Origin of the sequence: Acetobacter farinalis, from assembly GCF_011516935.1 — a bacterium.
In the GTDB taxonomy this organism is placed as follows: domain Bacteria; phylum Pseudomonadota; class Alphaproteobacteria; order Acetobacterales; family Acetobacteraceae; genus Acetobacter; species Acetobacter farinalis.
This window is the reverse complement of record NZ_WOTF01000004.1, coordinates 1-17,416: the sequence shown is the minus strand read 5'-3', so window position 1 is coordinate 17,416 and position 17,416 is coordinate 1. Positions and strand designations below refer to the sequence as shown.

The following is a 17,416-nucleotide window of genomic DNA, read 5'->3' as shown; positions in this document are numbered from 1 at the left end:
CGCTGCTCCCGGAGGCTGGGGAAGCAGAGCCTGAAAAAGCGGAGTCTGGCTGGGGGGTGCCGGTTTGCGTCAAAACTGTTCCACTTCCTTCAGGCGGGGCAAAAAGCGAGAGCACAAAGCCTTTTATCCCCCACGGCGTCAAGAACAGGCCACACCGCAGCCCCAAGTGCCGCATGTGGTTTTATCATAAGGCAACGGGTGCTAGGCAGGAGATCAGCCTTTGAAACAGTTTTCACGCGCCCCCGTTTCATGCGCCCCGGCATGACGGGGCAGATGCCGGACCAACACCCACTCATGACACGCCCCAGCCTTTCCAGCCCAGCCCAGCCCTCCGCCACGGCATCCCTGAGAGAGATCAGAGCGGCCTATCAGGCGCTTCTGGCCCGGCGGATGGGTGTTCTGGCGCTGCTTGGCGGGGCAATCCTGCTGTCTGTGCTGCTGGATTTCTCTCTGGGCCCGGCAGGGCTTTCCCCCGCCCAACTGCTGCACACGCTGCTGCACCCCGCCGCCGTGCCGGACAGCGAGCGGATTATCGTCTGGCAGATCCGCCTGCCTTATGCGCTGATGGCAGTCTGTGTCGGGGCGGCGCTCGGGCTTTCCGGCGCGGAAATGCAGACCATTCTGGCAAACCCGCTGGCCAGCCCGTTCACGCTCGGGGTTTCCGCCGCCGCGGCGTTCGGGGCCTCGCTCGCCCTTGTTCTGGGGCTGCATCTGCCCGGCCTGCCAGACACGTGGGTGATTGCGGATAATGCGTTTGTCTGCGCTGTTGGCTCGGTTTTTCTGCTCGATCTGGTCGGGCACCTGCGCCAGGCCAGTACAAGCACCGTGGTGCTGTTCGGCATTGCTCTGGTGTTTACATTTCAGGCGCTCGTCTCGCTCATGCAGTTCATGGCGAGTGAGGATACGTTGCAGGATCTGGTCTTCTGGACCATGGGCAGCCTGACCCGCACAACATGGCCCAAGGTGGCCCTGCTGGCGGCTCTTGGGGCGGTGGTGGCTCCCTTCTCTTTCCGTGCCGCGTGGAGCCTGACAACCCTGCGCATGGGGGAAGAACGGGCCGCCAGTCTGGGTGTGAACGTGCCCCGTGTGCGGCGGGCGGCCCTGCTGCGCATCAGCCTGCTTTCCGCCCTCGCGGTCTCGTTTGTCGGCGTGATCGGGTTTGTGGGGCTGGTGGCCCCGCATATTGCCCGCCGGCTGCTGGGGGAAGATCACCGGTTTTATCTCCCCGGCAGCATGCTGGCCGGGGCGCTGATCCTCTCCCTGTCCTCTGTCACCGCGCGCATGATGATCCCCGGCGTGATTATTCCAACCGGCATTGTCACCGCGCTGGTTGGTATTCCGTTTTTTCTGAGCATCGTGCTGCGGCAGCGGGGCCTGTCATGACACACCCCTTCATGACACAGCCCTCCCCTTCCCTCGTTCCACACGCCGGGCTGCGTGCGGCGCATGTCTCGGTCCGGTATGGCCGGCGCGCTGTGCTGCATGATGTCACCGCTGGCCCCTTCGCTCCCGGCACGGTCTGTGCCCTGCTGGGGCCGAACGGCAGCGGGAAGTCCACCCTTCTGCGCGCCATTGCCGGGCTTGTGCCCTCCTCAGCCCATGTCACGCTGAATGGGGAAGACCTGTCCCGCATGAGCCTGCCAGACCGCACGCGGCGCTGCCTGTATCTGCCACAGGCGCTGCCTGCCGCCGTGCAACTGCCCGTGCTGGAAGCCCTGATGGCGGCGCGCCAGACTGTCAGAACTCCCCTCCCCTCCGCTCCTGCGGAAGAGGATGCCATTCAGGCGGCACTGGAGAGCCTCAGCCTGTTCGGCATTCCGCATCTGGCCATGCAGGCCATGGATGAACTCTCCGGGGGGCAGAGGCAACTGGTTGGGCTGGCGCAGGCCCTGAGCCGCAAACCCAAAGCCCTGCTGCTGGATGAACCGCTCAGCGCGCTGGACCTGCACCACCAGTTTGCCGTGATGGATATTCTGCGCCGGGAAACAGCCGCGCATCAGCTTGTTACGGTGCTGGTGCTGCATGACCTGAACAGCGCCCTGAACCTGACGGACCATGTCACCGTTCTGCACGAAGGGCGCATTACAGCCTCCGGGCCGCCCGCTGCTGTGCTGACACCGGAGCTGCTGCGCGAGACCTACCGCGTTCGCGCCCGGGTGGACACCGGCGCGGATGGCCGGAAATTTGTCAGTGTGGAGGGCATTGCCTGAACCGGACTCTCAGGCTGCCGCTGCCCTCACGTCCCGCAAAATGTATGGCGCACACGCTCGCCGGGCTCTGCCGGGCGGGCAAAGGCGTCTCTTCCCGGCTGATCGTCATACGGGCGGGTGCAGACTTCAAGCAACGTTTCGAACTGTGTGAAATCCTCCTGCTCCACCGCCGCCCTGATCATGGCCTCCACCAGATGATTACGGGGGATGAAGGCCGGATTGACCCGCTTCATGGCGGCGGCACGGACCGGGGCAGGCTCCGGCACCTCCTGCGCCAGCCGCTGCCGCCAGCGCGCGCACCACGCGCCAAACGGGGCGAGGTCATCTGGCACAGTCTCTCCGCTGATAGCTTCTGCCGTGCTCAGGGCACGGAAGGTCTGCGTGAAATCCGCCTGCTCGGCCTGCATGGTCTCCAGCAGGCTGCCCAGCAGGGCGGCATCTTCCGGCTGCGCCGCCTTTAGCCCGACTTTCGCCCGCAAACCGGCCAGATAAGCCGCCTGAAAGCGGCTTTCAAAGGCGGCCAGAGCCTGCTGGGCAACCGCAATGGCCTGCTCTTCCTCTTCCGCCAGCAGGGGCAGGAGGGCTTCCGCCAGACGTGTCAGATTCCACAGCGCCATGCTGGGCTGGTTGCCATAGGCATAGCGGCCCCGTTCATCAATAAAGCTGAAGACCGTCGCCGGGTCATACTGCTCCATGAAGGCACAGGGACCGTAATCTATCGTCTCGCCGGAAATGGCCATGTTATCCGTGTTCATGACACCATGGATGAAGCCCTTCAGCATCCACTGCGCGACAAGCTCCGCCTGCGCGGCAATCACGCTTTCCAGCAGGGCGAGATAGGGGGCATCGGCCCCCGCCGCCTGCGGGTAATGCCGCGCAATGGCGTAATCCGCCAGCAGACGAAGGCCCGCCCTGTCCTGCCGGGCGGCAAAGAACTGAAAGGTGCCCACCCTGATATGGCTGGACGCCACACGCGTCAGCACCGCGCCGGGCAATGCGGCCTCCCGCATGACCGTCTCACCGGTCAGCACAGCCGCCAGCGCGCGCGTGGTCGGCACACCCAGGGCCGCCATCGCCTCACTCAGCACATATTCCCGCAGCACCGGCCCCAGCGCCGCACGCCCGTCCCCCCTGCGGGAAAACGCGGTCCGGCCGGACCCTTTGAGCTGGATCTCCCGCACGGCGCCGCTGGCGTCCGTCACATCCCCCAGCAGCAACGCCCTGCCGTCCCCCAGTTGCGGCACGAACTGCCCGAACTGGTGCCCCGCATAGGCCAGCGCCAGAGGCTGCACACCCGGCGGCATATAGCTGCCGGAGAGCATGGCCACCCCCTCCGGCCCGGAAAGCCACGCCGGGTCCAGCCCCAGGGCTTTCGCCAGCGGGACATTCAGCTTGACCAGACGCGGCGCAGCAACGGGCGTGAGGGCCGCAGAGGCGTAAAAATGCTCCGGCAACTGGCTGTAGGTTTGCCGCAGGGAAAAGGAGGTCATGCACAGGCCCTTACTCATGATCACAGCCGGGAGAAAACTGCGGTGCTGGCGGAAAAAGCGCAGCCAGACCGCCTGAGTATGGCTGATATGGGGACGAAGGCCCTCCTCTGGCAACACACTTCTGATCATGTTACTTAACACCTGCATCGAAATGACCCCCGTCGATGCCACCCCCAAAACACTGCACAGCAGGCCGCGGAGACGCCACACCTCATGAGCACCTCGACCCAGACCACCTTCCAGATCACGCCAAAAGCCGATGCGGCCTCTCCGGCCGAGCGGGCCGCCCTGCTCGCCAACCCCGGTTTTGGCCGCGTCTTTTCCGAACATATGGCCGTGGTGACCTACACGGAAGGTAAAGGCTGGCACACTCCGCAAATTCTCCCGCGCCAGCCGCTCACGCTGGACCCGGCAGCCTCTGTGCTGCACTACGCGCAGGAAATTTTTGAAGGCATGAAGGCCTATCGCGCTCCCGATGGCAGCGCCCTGCTGTTCCGCCCGGACGCAAATGCCCGCCGCTTCCGCCTCTCTGCCGAGCGCATGGCCATGGCACAGGTGCCGGAAGAGCTGTTTCTGGATGCTGTGACGCAGCTCGTGAAAATTGACAAAGACTGGATTCCGGCCGCCGATGTCGGCACGCTGTATCTGCGCCCCTTCATGATCGCCACGGAAGCGGCTCTGGGCGTAAAGCCTTCTGCTGAATTCAAGTTTCTGGTGATTGCCTGCGCCGCAGGGGAATATTTCTCCCAAGACGCCGGCCCGGTGAGCGTGTGGGTTGAGGAACGCACCGTGCGCGCCTCCCGCGGTGGCACGGGGGAAGCCAAATGCGGTGGGAACTACGCCGGGAGCCTTACGGCACAGATGGAAGCCAAGGCCAATGGCTGCCATCAGGTGCTGTTCCTTGATGCTGTGGAGCGCAAGTGGATTGAGGAAATGGGCGGCATGAACATCGTGATGGTGTTTGATGACGGCAGCATCCTCACCCCCCCGCTGGAAGGCACCATCCTGCGCGGCATTACCCGGGATTCCCTGCTGACACTGGCGCGGGACAAAGGCCTGACGGTTCGTGAAGAACCCTATGCCATTGACCAGCTTTATGCCGATGCAAAATCCGGCCGCCTGAAAGAAATCTTCGCCTGCGGGACGGCGGCTGTCGTCACCCCGATCGGCACGCTGAAAAGCGCTGAAGGCACCTGCGTGATCAACAACGGGGTAACGGGCGAAGTCACAACCGCCCTGCGCAAGGCCCTGTGTGATATCCAGTATGGCAAAGCCGATGATACACATGGCTGGGTAAAGCGCGTTTCCTGATTTCTCCTGACCATTCAGGATACTGTCTTGAGTCCCGCCCGGCATGGTTGTCCGGGCGGGATTTTTTATGCGCGCCGCAACAGGTGAGGAATATTTTTCAGGAGCCGCACATGCCTCAGCAAGCGGACATTCTCACTCCCGTCCAGAAACAACTGGAAGCCTACAATGCGCGTGATATAGACGCCTTCATGGCCTGGTGGGCAGAAGACTGCCAGTATTACGCCTTTCCATCGACAGTGCTTGCGTCCGGCGCAGCGGAAATCCGTGAACGCCATATCCAGCGCTTCATGGAACCGGATCTTTTTGGAGAGCTTCTCTCACGGTTTGCTCTCGACAACATCGTGGTTGATCATGAACGCGTGCAGCGGACTTTTCCTGAAGGACCGGGTGAAATAGATGTCCTGTGCATTTACGAAGTTCAGAACGGCAAGATTGCCAAGGCATGGTTCAAGGTTGGAGAACGCCGCCTGCACAGCCCCGGACTATAGCGCGCATCATCACACCCCTTACCGCCCTCTTATCATCCCTTCCACCCCTCTCTCCAACATTCAATAGATCCTCAATCTTTTTCAAATAAAGTTTCCCTGAAACAGGTTTTAAACACCAGAGAATGAAGCGCGCATGACAGTTGTCATCATGACAGTCGGAACCGAGGGAGATATCCGCCCCCATATTGCTCTGGGTGCCGGGCTGGCAGCACGCGGCCATTCCGTCAGGCTGGCGGCAGACCCCGGATTTGCGCCCGCCATTACACAGGCGGGACTGGAATTTGCGCCTCTGACGGCGGATTTTGCAGGCATGATGCGCAGACACCCTCAGGCGCTGGATGGGCGCAGCGGGGCCGCCGTGGCACGCGTGGTGGTGGAAGAAACGCGGCGAATGGCACAGCACTGGCCTGAAGAAGGCATGGCTGCGGCAAAAAATGCCACACTGCTGATCGGCTCAGGCAATGTCACGCTGCTGGCCGCCAGTCTGGCGGAACGCGCCGGAGTGCCTTTTATACAGACACAGTTGCAACCGCTGGAAGCCAGCCGGGCGCTGCCGCCTGTCTGGTTCCGGCCGCACTCCCTGCCGGGCTCCATGAACCTCATGCTGCACCACGCCCTGCGGCAAACGGCATGGCTGCTCACCCGCTCCATTGCAAATAACGTAAGGGAAAAGCTTCATCTTTCCCCTTATGGTCTGCGCGGCCCGTGGCATGACCAGCGGGCAAAAGGGACGCATATCCTGTACGGATTCAGCCAGCATGTTGTGCCCCGCCAGCCCGAGTGGCCGGAACGGATTGCCATGCCGGGTTATTTCATTGCCCCCACCCCTACCGCGTGGCAGCCCCCGCCGGACCTCGAGGCTTTTTTGAAAGCGGGAGAAAAACCGGTCTATATCGGCTTTGGCAGCATGCTGAGCAGCGAAGCCGCACGGCTTGCCAGCATGGTGCAGGAGGCCGTGCAGAGAAGTGGCCTGAGGGCTGTTGTCGGCAGCGGGTGGTCCGGGCTGAAGCGGTTTCTGGACAACACGCCGGACCTGCATGTGGTGGACAGTATTCCGCATGAATGGCTGTTCCAGCGGGTGCGTCTGGCTGTGCATCATTGCGGGGCGGGCACCGCCGCCGCCGCCGTGCGGGCCGGCATACCCACCGTGCCAGTTCCTTTTGTGGGAGACCAGTTTTTCTGGGGCTGGCAGTTGGGCCGCATTGGTGTTGCCACGCCCGCGCAGGCTATCCGCACCATGTCCGCCAGCACGCTGGCTGAAGCCTTGCGGCAGGCAACGCACCCGGCCATGGTTCAGGCCGCAGCCCGCCTTGGCCAGCAGGTGCGCGCGGAAGATGGCGTGGCACGCGCCATCAAACAGATGGCGGACTGGCGGCTGCTTGAGCCGTAACCTCAACCGCTTCCGCACGGGCTTCAAACGCCAGCACACTGCCTGCAATCTGGCGGGCATGCTCCGGGTGCAGCATGGCGCCATGTGTGCAGGGCACATCCTGCACAACCAGATGCCCCTTTACATAGTCTGCCCAGACAGCGGGATCATCCCGCACCAACCCGGCCCCACGCTGGGTTGCGCGTAAAAACAGAAGATCAGCGTTCACAGGATCGGGTTTCCATGTCCGCATGAGGTGCAGGTTCCGCTCCACCACAGACCGCAACTGCGCGCAAAGCGCTGCCACATCCCCAAATTCGGCTGGGATCACCAGATCCCCCTGCATCATCTCACTGACAATCTGATCCGCCAGAGCATCCAGTGTCTGCGGGAGGGTTTCAGAAAATTCTATTCCCAATAAAGGAATTGCCTGCATGATCAGTTCCTGATCCGTCAGGCTCCGCTGCGCCGCCCCCGGCTCCGACAGCAGGGGATAGGAGTCCAGCATAACCAGTGTGACGCGCTGCTCCCCTTCCTTCTGCAGCGCCGCGCACACGGCATGGGCAACAAGCCCGCCCATGGACCAGCCGACAACTGTGTAGGGCCCCTCCGGCTGCACGGCACGGATCTGCTCCAGATAAAGAGCGGCAAGAGCTTGCAGGGTGCCCGGAGCATCCGCCCCCTGCATCAGCCCGGCATTCTGCAGGCCGTAAACCGGCCTGTCTTCCGGTATGAACGGCAAAAGAGAAGAGAAACTCAGGGACACGCCAAGAATGGGGTGCAGGCAGAAAACGGGTTGCCCTGCCCCCTCCGGGCGTAGCGGCAGCAGCGTTTCCAGCAGGATATTCTCAAGGGACTGTGCCTGATGCAGCAGCGGGGCCAGCCGGGCAATGGTAGGCGCGCCAAAAAGGGCCGCCACGGGAAGGTCATACCCTTTCTCGGCCAGTCCTGTGACAAAATGAACAGCCCCGAGACTGTCTCCCCCAAGATCAAAAAAATTATCGTTCAGGCCTATGTTTTTTATACCAAGAATATCGGACCACAGGGCCACCAGTATATGCTCTTCCGCGGTGCGGGGTTCTGCCCGCTCTGCGGAACATTCATCAGACACCGGTTCCGGCAGTGCCTTGCGGTCCAGCTTGCCGGAGGCTGTCAGAGGCAGGCTTTCCAGCACGACAAAGCAGGAAGGCACCATCTGCACGGGCAGCATGGCCTGCAAATGCTCCCGGAACAGCACCAGATCATTTTCAGCCAGACCTGCGCTACCAGCGGCATCCTGTGGCGCGGCAAGCACGAGATACGCCGCCAGAACAGGACCATGCGGGCGCTCCCAGACCCGGACCGCAGCCTGCGCAACCCCCGGAAGCCGGACAAGCGCCCCCTCAATTTCCGCAGGCTCGGCGCGCACACCTCTGATCTTGATTTGCGCATCCATGCGCCCCAGCACCGTCAGGGTGCCATCCGCCTGCCGAACAGCGCGGTCTCCCGTCAGATACAGTCTTGCCTCAGGCCGCGCCGTAAACGGATCGGGCCTGAACACCGCCTGTGTCAGCTCAGGCCGGTGCAGATAACCCGATGCAACGCCTTCCCCACCAATGGCGAGTTGCCCCGGCATGCCGGGAGCCAGCAGCGCGCCCGAGGGATCAAGGCAATAAAACTGCGTGTTCGCCAGCGGGCGCCCGGCAGGCACCACAGCGCCCTCACGGCAGTTTTCTTCCTCCACCCCCTGAAAGCTGGACCAGATTGTGGTTTCAGTCGGGCCATACACATTATAGACCGCACGCGCACAGGCCAGCAGATGCCGGGCCAGCACAGCCGGTAACGGCTCTCCCCCAGACAGCACACGAACCTGCCGCAGGCTGGCCCCCAGCCCGGCCCCCACCAGCATCTGCCATAAGGTGGGCGTGGCCTGCATGAGTGTCACGCCGTGGTGCCTGAGCGCTTCCGCCAGCAAGGCCGGGTCCAGCACAGTCTCACGCCGGGCGATCACCAGTCTGGCTCCGGTTTTGAGCGGCAGCAGAAGTTCCAGAATGGAAATATCAAACGTGACCGATGTGACGGACAGCCAGCATTCCCCACTCCCGAAAGACAGGGCATCTTTCATGGCGCACAGCAGATTGGTCAGGCTCCGCCAGGACACCACAACCCCCTTGGGGGCTCCGGTAGTGCCTGATGTATAAATGACATACGCCGTGCCAGCCGGAACACCTGCGGCCCTCTGCCCTGCCGGTTGCCCGTAGAGTGTGGCGGGCAGACCCTCAGCCGTCAGCCCCAGTGTGGCGGCTCCGTCGGGAAGGCCCGTGGGCAGAACAGCCTCTGTCAGAAACAGGGCAGGCTTCGCATTGGCAATAATTGTCGCGTTGCGTTCACGCGGCCCGGCCACATCCAGAGAAAGCCACGCCGCGCCGACAGAGGCCGTGGCAAGCATGGCTATCACCTGCCGCCGGTCACGCGGGAGCATCAGCGCCACAATATCTCCGGCGCCAATCTCCATGCCACGCAGCCGTTTAGCCAGACTACGGACCGCAACGGAAAGCTCCGCGTACGTAACTGTGCCCAGCGCATCCACAATGGCTGTCGCACGAGGTGTTCGGGCCGCATGGCGCGCCAGATCCGTCTTGCAGTCCTGCGTTTCCCACCGCCGTGCCGTGCGGGCTTCATCCGCCAGCAGCACAGCACGCTCGGTTTCGGAAAACACGGGATACGCCCCCAGTGTCTGGGTCGGATCTTCCAGAACAGCCTGCATCAGGCGCACAAGGCGCGCCAGATGCCGTTCCAGATCAGCCCCATCATACAAAGCCGGGTTTGCGTACAGCGCGAGGGACAAACCCTGCCCATCCTGACGGTCGAACACAAAAATTGTCAGGTCTTCCATGGCGCCGTTGCTCAGGTTCCGGTTCCGCGCCGGGTGGCCACCAAAGGAGAGATGATAATCAAACGGCTCGATATTGATGCCGATGCGCGAGAGATGCGCCTGTGTATCGTGAAAGCCTAGGATGCGGCGCAGGTCTTCATACCGGAACCCCTGATGCCGGAGCGCCCCGCGCATGCTCCGCCGCACCTGCGCCAGCAGATCAGAAAAAGGCAGTGTCTGCGCAGGAGCCAGGCGCAGCACAACGGCATTGGCCGCCATACCCGGCACCCGGCGCATTTCGCGGTCTGTCCGCCCGGTGACAGGCATCCCCACTGTCAGATCTTCCTGCCCCGTCATGCGGAACAGGTAGAGTGTCAGAAGGGCTGTCAGCATTTGTGGCAGCGTCACGCCGCCTGCCTTGCCAATCTGCTCCATCTGCGTGGCCATGGCAGGCGGAATGGTCCAGTTGCGTGTTATAAAGCCAAGTTTTTGCACTTGCGCTGCCACACCCCGCGCGACATGCAGGGGAGAGGCCAGGGTTATGGGCGGTGGTGGCGCGCGCAGGGAGTCCCGCCAGTAGTGGAGGTCCGCCTCCCGCCGCGCACTCTCCCGGTACGCCGCTTCCTGCTCAATAAGCTGGCGCAGGGGAAGGAAAGGTGACGGCTCCGGCTGCCGCCCTTCCACCAATGCGGAATACAGTTCCGCCACCCGCGCCACGACCAGCCCACCGGAAAACCCATCCATCGCGATATGATGGCAGCAATGGAACCAGACAAACCGCTCCGCCGAGAGTTTCAGCAATGCGGAATACCAGAGCGGGTCTTCCGCCAGATCCACCGGAGCCATCACACGCTGCATCATCCAGTCCTGCGCGCTGGCGTCCGGGTCTGGGTTTTGTGAAACATCAAGATAAGGCAAGGGGCATCGTAACTGGGGAAGGATATGCTGCTCCGGCCCACGCACGCCCATCCGGATACTGACACGCGTTGTTTCCGCTTCCTGCGCCACCTGTTCCAGCGCCTGCCGAAACAGGCCCGGTTCAACCGGACCGTGAATTTCCACAGCTTCGGCAATATTGAACGTACCTTCCTGTGTCTGAAGAAGGCATCCCATCCAGACGCCACGCTGGGCGGTGGTCAGTGGCAGCGGAGTTCCAGACACTTTTCTATCGCCTCAAACTGTAAAACCGGAAGAGCAGAATCCTGCGTTTCGAGACTACAGGAAGAAGTCTTTGCTTTGCGTTAACAAACCGCGATGATTTTCCGAGATGCGGGAAAGGGATAAATTTATAAACCACTACCTTGCATTGAATGGTTCCATTCTGTATTCAGTAGCTATCGACAGCCAGTAAGGAGTCGTCAGCCGCCCGGCACCCCGGCGGGCGGGCTTCCCAGGACAGGAAACACCGTGGAACCCAACCTTATTCAGTTTAGAAAAGGCGTGCTGGAACTGTGTGTGCTCGCCCTGCTCTCTCAGGCGGATTCATACGGATATGACATTGCCAGCCGCTTGTCTGAAACCATTGATATGGGAGAAGGCACCATCTACCCGCTTATGCGGCGCATGCAGAAAGATGGTCTTGTCTCAACATATTTTGTCGAATCTTCTTCAGGTCCGCCGCGCAAATATTACACCCTGACGGAAAATGGCCGCCAGAGCCTGAACAGGCAGAACGCGGCCTGGACCGCCTTTACCAAAGCTGTCGCCTCCATCCTCGGGCAGCGTGACACCCCCTCCGCCACACCTGCCCCCCACGGCTCCACCACCCTGACCGTGCAGAAAGCATAAGGAACATAACGATATGAACAGCAGACAGATGTTCCTTGACCAGCTACGGGCAGGATTGAAAGGCCTGCCGCGTTCTGTTGTTGAGGATATCCTTTCAGAATACACCGCGCATTTTGATGACGGCCATACAGCAGGCCGTTCAGACAGCGCGATTGCCAGCGCGCTGGGAGACCCTGCACGGCTGGCGCGGGAACTGCGGGCGGAAGCCGGCCTGCGCCGCTGGGAGGATGAGCGCAGCCTGAGCAATGCGCTGGGGGCCATTGTAGGCGTGCTCGGCCTTGCGGCACTCGATATGCTCGTGGTGCTGCCCGTGCTGATGACAGTTGCCTCCGTTGACATCGCATTTTTCATAGCTGGCGGCTGTATCTGTCTGGCAGGAAGCCTTCTGCTGCCCCTCGCCCTGGTCAATCTGATCCCCGGTTTTGAGGGGGACTGGCTTCAGGGCGTGCTGATCAGCCTCGGCATGGCCAGCGGTGGTGCGTCCGTGGTGGCGGTGTGTGTCCTGTTTACCCTCGGCATCATCAACCTGCTCGTGCGCTATGGCCGCGCGCATTACCGCCTGATTGTCCGCGCTACTCCCTCCTGATTTGCCATTCTCCCTGATCCGGCCTTTCTCAAGGAACTTTTCTCATGATCCGTGGCATTACAATGATCGCGCTCGGCGGCGCTGCCCTTTCCGTCCTGTGCTTTGGCGCGGCGGCCTCCCGCGGGCCGGTTGTCCTGTGGAGCAGTGATACCGTCTTCTCGGACACATCCTCCGCCACCACAACCCGCACGCTGGACTGGCAGGGCAGTAACGCCCTGACCTTCAACCTTCCGGCCCGCATTATCTGCAAACAGGGTGAACACCCCGGCATCACGCTCAGCGGTTCAGAAAAACTGGTTGATCAGGTCAGGCTGCATGACAACACGCTGGATATGGGGGAAGGCCACATCCACTCCCTCCACTGGCGTAACAGTTCACTGACCATCACTGTCACGGCTCCGGCCCTCAATACGCTCACCCTCAACGGCTTCGGCTCTCTGGATATGCAGGATTTTCAGCAGCCGCATCTTGCCCTGACCATTAACGGGGCAGCCACAGTGACGGTCCATGGCCGTGCGGACAGCCTCACGCTGGCTCTCGAAGGCGCAGGCTCGGCCAACCTGACAGACCTGATCCTCTCTGATCTTGATCTGTCCATGGATGGTGCGGGGTCTGTCAAAGCCGGGCCGACCGGCCATGTCAAAATCTCCATTGATGGCGCGGGTTCCGTGAAGCTCCTCAACACGCCGCAATCTCTCACTCAGGACATTGACGGCATCGGCTCCGTTAGCACCCCGCACCCCGGAGCGCATACCGCCCCCGGCCCCTCGCCCCAGCCGGACAAAGGCCATACAGCCGACAAGGACAAGACGGCCGGAGAGGACGAGGAGGACGAAGCCTCTTTCTAGCTGTCAGGTTGTGAGTCACAGGCTTACCGATGGAGAGTGAGCCTGTGAGTGAGTTATTTTTGCTGTCTGAGGGGTAGGTGGAGAGGATTAAGCCGTATTTTCTGCTGACCCACGGCGTTCTGCGAGTGGATGACCGGCGAGTTCTGAGCGGGATTGTTTACGGGATCTGCAATGGTCTTCAGTGGAAAGATGCCCCGAAAGCCTATGACCCGCACAAGACCTTATACAATCGCTTTATCTGGTGGCGCCGTCTCGGTGTCTTTGACCGGATCTTCGTCGCCCTGACAGAACAGGCTGATCGTTCAAAGCGCCTGATGATTGATGCAACACATCTGAAAGCATAGCGGACAGTGGCTTCCCTACCCAAAAAGGGGCTTTTCCCCGCCATATCGGACGTACGAAAGGAGGCCTGACCGTCCGACAGGTTTTACAAAACCTGCATCACAAAGACCTTGAACATCAGAACCGGGTCATACGGCGGCCTGCCCCCCCCCCGTAGCCCCAGAACCTTGCCTACCGCGCCATCGCCGCCATCGCCGCCAACGCCGCCAACGCCGCCAACGCCGCCAACGCCGCCAACGGCAGTGAAGCATTCAACCATGCTAAGCGCGAGAAGTTTTTCGAGGCGTCCCCTTGTTCAAAATATATGTTTGCAAAAGCTTTGAATGAGTGTCGCTACTTCTCGAGGTGATTCCAGCATCGACAAATGTCCTGTTCCTGGGAGCACATGCATTTTAGCCTGAGGCAGTCGTGTCATTACTTCTGATCGCAACACATCAATCTTATCTACTTTATCAAGCTCACCAGCGATGACCAAGACTGGACAATGAATGTTGCCGACCTTCTCCGTGATATCCTCCTGACTAGTGGCGCGCGGCCACGCACTTTTCGCCACCGGTGCGCCTTTCAGGCTATCCTCGATCACCTGCTCACGTATCTCTTCCGAGAGTGGTTTAGCGATAAGCACATGGTCGATCGTTCCCTCGATCGTTGCGCGGCTATCGTAAGCTTTCGCCATCATTTCGCGCGCCTCCACTGAAAGAGCCATTGGGCTAGGCGGAGATGGTGCGACAAGAATCAGGCCTACCAAACCAGTAGGTCGACGCGATGCCATCAATTGCGCAACCTTTCCGCCCATGGAATGCCCCACTAAAACGTAACGGCGCAGATTCAGAGTTGCAATTATCCCTTCGGCATCCGCAGCCATATCAGCCAGAGAATATCCAGAGTCCGGAGCTTCGGACTCCCCCCACCCCCGATGATCAATAGCGACCGTATGGAAAGTCGATGTAAGATCTGAAATAACAAATTTCCACGTACGAGAAGATCCACCCCAATAATGTAAAAAGACTAAGGAGAGTTCTCCCTTGCCCTTGCCTTGCTCATCGACATGAAGAGAAATTCCATTTGATAAGACTCTCATTTACAGACCTTTCATTTGTGCGGCCTTCTGTGGCCGATGCAGAAACTTTACATCTGATAATTTTCAGACAAAATACTGCGAAAAAAATCATGGTCTGATAATATAATTATCGAGTTGAGGGTGGAATGGATCAATTAACCAGCATGGCCGTGTTCGTTTCCGCCGTAGAGGAAGGAAGTCTTGTAGGAGCCGCACGGCGTTTCGGGCTATCACCTTCTATGGCGGGAAAGCATGTCTCGGCAATTGAAGGAGAATTGCAAGCACGGCTGCTCCAACGAAGCACTCGAACGTTGAAATTAACAGAAGCCGGAAGCGTCTATTATAAACATTGTAAGAAAATTCTCGAAGCAGTCAAAGATGCAAATACTGAGGTGCGGGAAACGCAGGAGAACGTGCGGGGCTTGCTGCGGATTGCCGCGCCGGACACATTTGGCACTATGCATCTTGGCCCTATAATAGCAAGTTTTCTTGAAATGTATCCTGAGGTCTCGATTGAAATTCTGCTAAGTGATCGTTATATTGATTTGGTTGCTGAAGGCGTCGATTTGGCAATCCGTATTGGAAAACTACAGGATTCCGATCTTGTGGTGAAGCGTCTTGCTCCATGTCGTATGGTTTATTGCGCAGCGCCATCGTTTCTTAATCAATATGGTATGCCTGAAACAATAGAGCATTTGCGTAAAGCACCAAGACTAGCTTTCACTGGGGGTGTTTCCCCCGGAGATTGGACTTTAACCAGCCCAGATGGGCAGATGCATATCATTGATGGACCTGTCCGGCTTGCATCCAATAATATGCAGATGCTGCTGTCCGCAGCATTGACAGGTGCTGGTATCGCTTACGGTCCGAGTTTTGTTTTCGGGGGATCTATCTCAAGCGGAGCTCTTCAGCTTGTATTAGAGGACTACAAAACGTCAGAATTAGCGATTCATGCAGTCTATCCGACAAGGAGACATGTCTCTCTGAAGCTGCGTCGCTTCATAGACCATCTTGCTGTACAATTTGGCCGCACTATATTCTGAAATGCCTCGGTGTCATCGTAGTGACACTAGCTGTCAGATTGCGAAACGTCATTGGGATGATGTAGCGTGGGCGATATCGCGTTACACTCCACGGTTTTCTTCCGTTTGCAGGGAGACCGAATGATACTTCAGATTCACCTACAGGCACGCACGACACCCGCCGTCAGGGCTGACATAGCCCGTTCGTCGGAACCGACAACCGACATCCGTGCTCGCCAGACGTTATGGGATCAGCGATGAAACTGTCCGTAAATGGCGTAGCGTGTGACGTGGTTCAGACGCTTGCCAGGGCCGCAGCAGCTGTCCCCGGAAACTGGCCTGTAAAACCTCGGAGAAAGAGCGCTCCGTTGTCTGCCAACTGCGGCGTTCTGCCGGTTTTGGCCTGAATTATCTGACTTTTGTCGTGCGGCATTTCCTGCCGTATCTGAAACGGGATAGTATCCGGCGTATTCTGAAAGATGCTGGATTGAACAGGCTTCCTCCCGCTCCAAAGGCCAGATCTATGCGTGGACAGGGAAAGTTCCGGGATTGCGATCCCGGTTATGTCCATATCGACGAGAAACATCTTCCAAAATTGCAGACAGCGAATGGAGACCGGCGGAAACGTTTTCTGTATGTCGCTATCGATCGACGCTCCAGTTCAGTGCATCTGGCCGTCTATGACGCGGAAAATGCAGATAATTCAGTTGATTTCTCCAAAGCTATCAAAGAGGCCTTTCCTTTCCGGATTACCGCATATCCTGACCGGCATGCGGAAGTTAATGAAATTATCAGATTCGAACAACGTGTTCTTCCGCCATACAATCCGGACTTCATGTCCATCGAAACATGTTTCTTGAAACCCAAGACTGTGCTTCACAATGCTGCCCCTGTTTGATGGTCAAGTAAGAGTATCTGGCGATGACGCATTGCATATTCTGATACGTAAAAAAGTTGCAAAGGGAACCAAAGCCTCAAAAGCCAGCTCATCACGCTTTAGCTTGCCACCCATAGCATAGGCGTAGACACTAACGACAATGATATGACTAACTAACGCGACTCTAATTGCGCCTTTTAAATGAAACAGAAATTGTGCCGGAACCGCAATGCACACAAGCGCAATCAATGTGCAACCCTGAAGAACAGAAGTGAACTTATAAAAATTTTGATGCCAAGTCACGCGTTGCCAAGGGCTTGGTGCCCCGGCGAAATACCAGGCAGCAAGCCAAAAATCACAAACAAAGCAACCGTAAGATGAAGTGGGGGCGAAGGGTAGAATGGGCTGGCCCCATAGATCATGAGTTGCATCCCAGATAGAATGCAATACCCAAGCCAAACCGACCGCACGATAATCACTCAATCCGCGATAAGCAAGGAATGTTACTACACCACAAAAGACCAATTCAAACAGACCCAAGCCTGCTCCAAGGTAAGCGGCCCCCGCCCCGGCCACAAAAATTGCACTAAACCTTTGACGAGATGGCTCTGAAGGAAGGGATAGAATGGCAATCGCAATTAGCGCAACTAATACAGGCGAAATTGTCATCAGGACAGTGGCAGATGTCGGAGACATTGGTGGCATTGGCCGTTTACTTTCCAAAAACAAACATTTTTAAAAAGAAGAGTTTTTCAACGTAGAAGCAGGACATTAATATTGATTATGCACAGGACTCATCTTACCTACCCAAAATGGTGTACTTCTGCATATCTTCTTTAGCCGCATGAGCGGTTCCTATCATGTCAACGCCATAGGCCTGTATCCAAGCGATAGCGTCTCTAGTGACATCCGGACCAGCCTTCTCCGGAGTTCCAACATTGAATGGGGGGTGTGGATCATATTGCATGGCAAGCTCTTGAACTTTTGCAACTCTTTCACCCTGAAGCGCACTCAAAAGCGTCAGTCCAAAATCGATACCTGCCGTTACACCGCCGCCAGTTAGAGCACGTCCACTTTATTCCGGCTCATATCCAGCGGCTGTAAAGAAGTTGGCGCATTCGTCAGGAGTGAAAGCATCCAGGACTGATCCGGCGGCATCCCACAAGGTTGT

Annotated in this window: 14 protein-coding genes and 2 pseudogenes; 11 read left to right on the top strand and 5 right to left on the bottom strand. The window is 58.9% G+C overall.

The annotated features are described in order from the left end of the window. Positions 1 to 294: 294 nt before the first annotated feature. Together GOB82_RS06160 and GOB82_RS06155 are read left to right on the top strand one after the other, a co-directional pair. Positions 295 to 1,383, top strand: a complete 1,089-nt coding sequence (locus GOB82_RS06160) for a FecCD family ABC transporter permease (protein ID WP_166121148.1) — start codon at positions 295 to 297, stop codon at positions 1,381 to 1,383. Further along, on the top strand, positions 1,380 to 2,210 hold the full coding sequence (locus GOB82_RS06155; RefSeq protein WP_166121145.1) for an ABC transporter ATP-binding protein: 831 nt from the start codon (positions 1,380 to 1,382) through the stop codon (positions 2,208 to 2,210). The genes GOB82_RS06160 and GOB82_RS06155 overlap by 4 nt, the downstream gene beginning before the upstream one ends. Positions 2,211 to 2,236: 26 nt before the next feature. Here GOB82_RS06155 and GOB82_RS06150 read toward each other — a convergent pair whose 3' ends face one another. Then, complete coding sequence (locus GOB82_RS06150; protein ID WP_166121142.1) at positions 2,237 to 3,700, bottom strand: protein adenylyltransferase SelO; 1,464 nt, start codon at positions 3,698 to 3,700, stop codon at positions 2,237 to 2,239. A gap of 213 nt (positions 3,701 to 3,913) precedes the next feature. Here GOB82_RS06150 and GOB82_RS06145 point away from each other — a divergent pair, with 213 nt between their 5' ends. From GOB82_RS06145 to GOB82_RS06135, 3 genes are all read left to right on the top strand, one after another. Continuing rightward, a complete protein-coding gene (locus GOB82_RS06145; RefSeq protein ID WP_166121139.1) occupies positions 3,914 to 5,011 on the top strand; it encodes a branched-chain amino acid aminotransferase in 1,098 nt (365 codons plus the stop codon). A 110-nt stretch (positions 5,012 to 5,121) separates the two neighbouring features. Then, positions 5,122 to 5,499, top strand: coding sequence for a nuclear transport factor 2 family protein (locus GOB82_RS06140; RefSeq protein ID WP_166121136.1), 378 nt, complete (start codon positions 5,122 to 5,124; stop codon positions 5,497 to 5,499). A gap of 133 nt (positions 5,500 to 5,632) precedes the next feature. Next, positions 5,633 to 6,889: a glycosyltransferase gene (locus GOB82_RS06135; RefSeq protein WP_166121134.1), complete on the top strand. Its 1,257-nt coding sequence runs from the start codon at positions 5,633 to 5,635 to the stop codon at positions 6,887 to 6,889. Here GOB82_RS06135 and GOB82_RS06130 read toward each other — a convergent pair. Then, a complete protein-coding gene (locus GOB82_RS06130) occupies positions 6,852 to 10,883 on the bottom strand; it encodes an amino acid adenylation domain-containing protein (RefSeq protein WP_265794435.1) in 4,032 nt (1,343 codons plus the stop codon). The two genes, GOB82_RS06135 and GOB82_RS06130, sit on opposite strands and share 38 nt — an antisense overlap. A gap of 246 nt (positions 10,884 to 11,129) precedes the next feature. Here GOB82_RS06130 and GOB82_RS06125 point away from each other — a divergent pair, with 246 nt between their 5' ends. The 4 genes and pseudogenes from GOB82_RS06125 to GOB82_RS06110 all read left to right on the top strand — a co-directional run. After that, the gene (locus GOB82_RS06125; protein WP_166121131.1) at positions 11,130 to 11,510 is read left to right on the top strand and encodes a helix-turn-helix transcriptional regulator; all 381 of its coding nucleotides are present in this window, start codon (positions 11,130 to 11,132) and stop codon (positions 11,508 to 11,510) included. Positions 11,511 to 11,523: 13 nt separating this feature from the next. Beyond that, the gene (locus GOB82_RS06120) at positions 11,524 to 12,096 is read left to right on the top strand and encodes a DUF1700 domain-containing protein (RefSeq protein WP_166121128.1); all 573 of its coding nucleotides are present in this window, start codon (positions 11,524 to 11,526) and stop codon (positions 12,094 to 12,096) included. A 44-nt stretch (positions 12,097 to 12,140) separates the two neighbouring features. Then, positions 12,141 to 12,944: a GIN domain-containing protein gene (locus tag GOB82_RS06115; protein WP_166121125.1), complete on the top strand. Its 804-nt coding sequence runs from the start codon at positions 12,141 to 12,143 to the stop codon at positions 12,942 to 12,944. Between the two features lie 77 nt (positions 12,945 to 13,021). Beyond that, positions 13,022 to 13,356, top strand: a pseudogene (locus GOB82_RS06110) (transposase); the annotation flags it as partial. A gap of 15 nt (positions 13,357 to 13,371) precedes the next feature. On the opposite strand, the gene GOB82_RS13270 reads toward GOB82_RS06110, so the two are convergent. Together GOB82_RS13270 and GOB82_RS06100 are read right to left on the bottom strand one after the other, a co-directional pair. Then, a complete protein-coding gene (locus GOB82_RS13270) occupies positions 13,372 to 13,545 on the bottom strand; it encodes a hypothetical protein (RefSeq protein WP_194300406.1) in 174 nt (57 codons plus the stop codon). Positions 13,546 to 13,581: 36 nt separating this feature from the next. Continuing rightward, positions 13,582 to 14,367 (bottom strand): alpha/beta fold hydrolase, encoded by a 786-nt coding sequence (locus GOB82_RS06100; RefSeq protein WP_166121122.1) that lies wholly within the window; start codon positions 14,365 to 14,367, stop codon positions 13,582 to 13,584. 143 nt (positions 14,368 to 14,510) lie between these two features. Between GOB82_RS06100 and GOB82_RS06095 the strand changes: the two genes are divergently transcribed. Together GOB82_RS06095 and GOB82_RS13700 are read left to right on the top strand one after the other, a co-directional pair. Next, a complete protein-coding gene (locus GOB82_RS06095; protein WP_242007232.1) occupies positions 14,511 to 15,389 on the top strand; it encodes a LysR family transcriptional regulator in 879 nt (292 codons plus the stop codon). Between the two features lie 120 nt (positions 15,390 to 15,509). Further along, positions 15,510 to 16,122 (top strand): annotated as a pseudogene (locus tag GOB82_RS13700) (IS481 family transposase); the annotation flags it as partial. A gap of 147 nt (positions 16,123 to 16,269) precedes the next feature. Here the strand turns inward: GOB82_RS13700 and GOB82_RS13265 are convergent. After that, positions 16,270 to 16,941 carry a DUF6010 family protein gene (locus tag GOB82_RS13265; protein WP_194300397.1) on the bottom strand — a complete coding sequence of 224 codons (672 nt, stop codon included), beginning with the start codon at positions 16,939 to 16,941 and terminating at the stop codon, positions 16,270 to 16,272. Between the last annotated feature and the right edge of the window lie 475 nt (positions 16,942 to 17,416).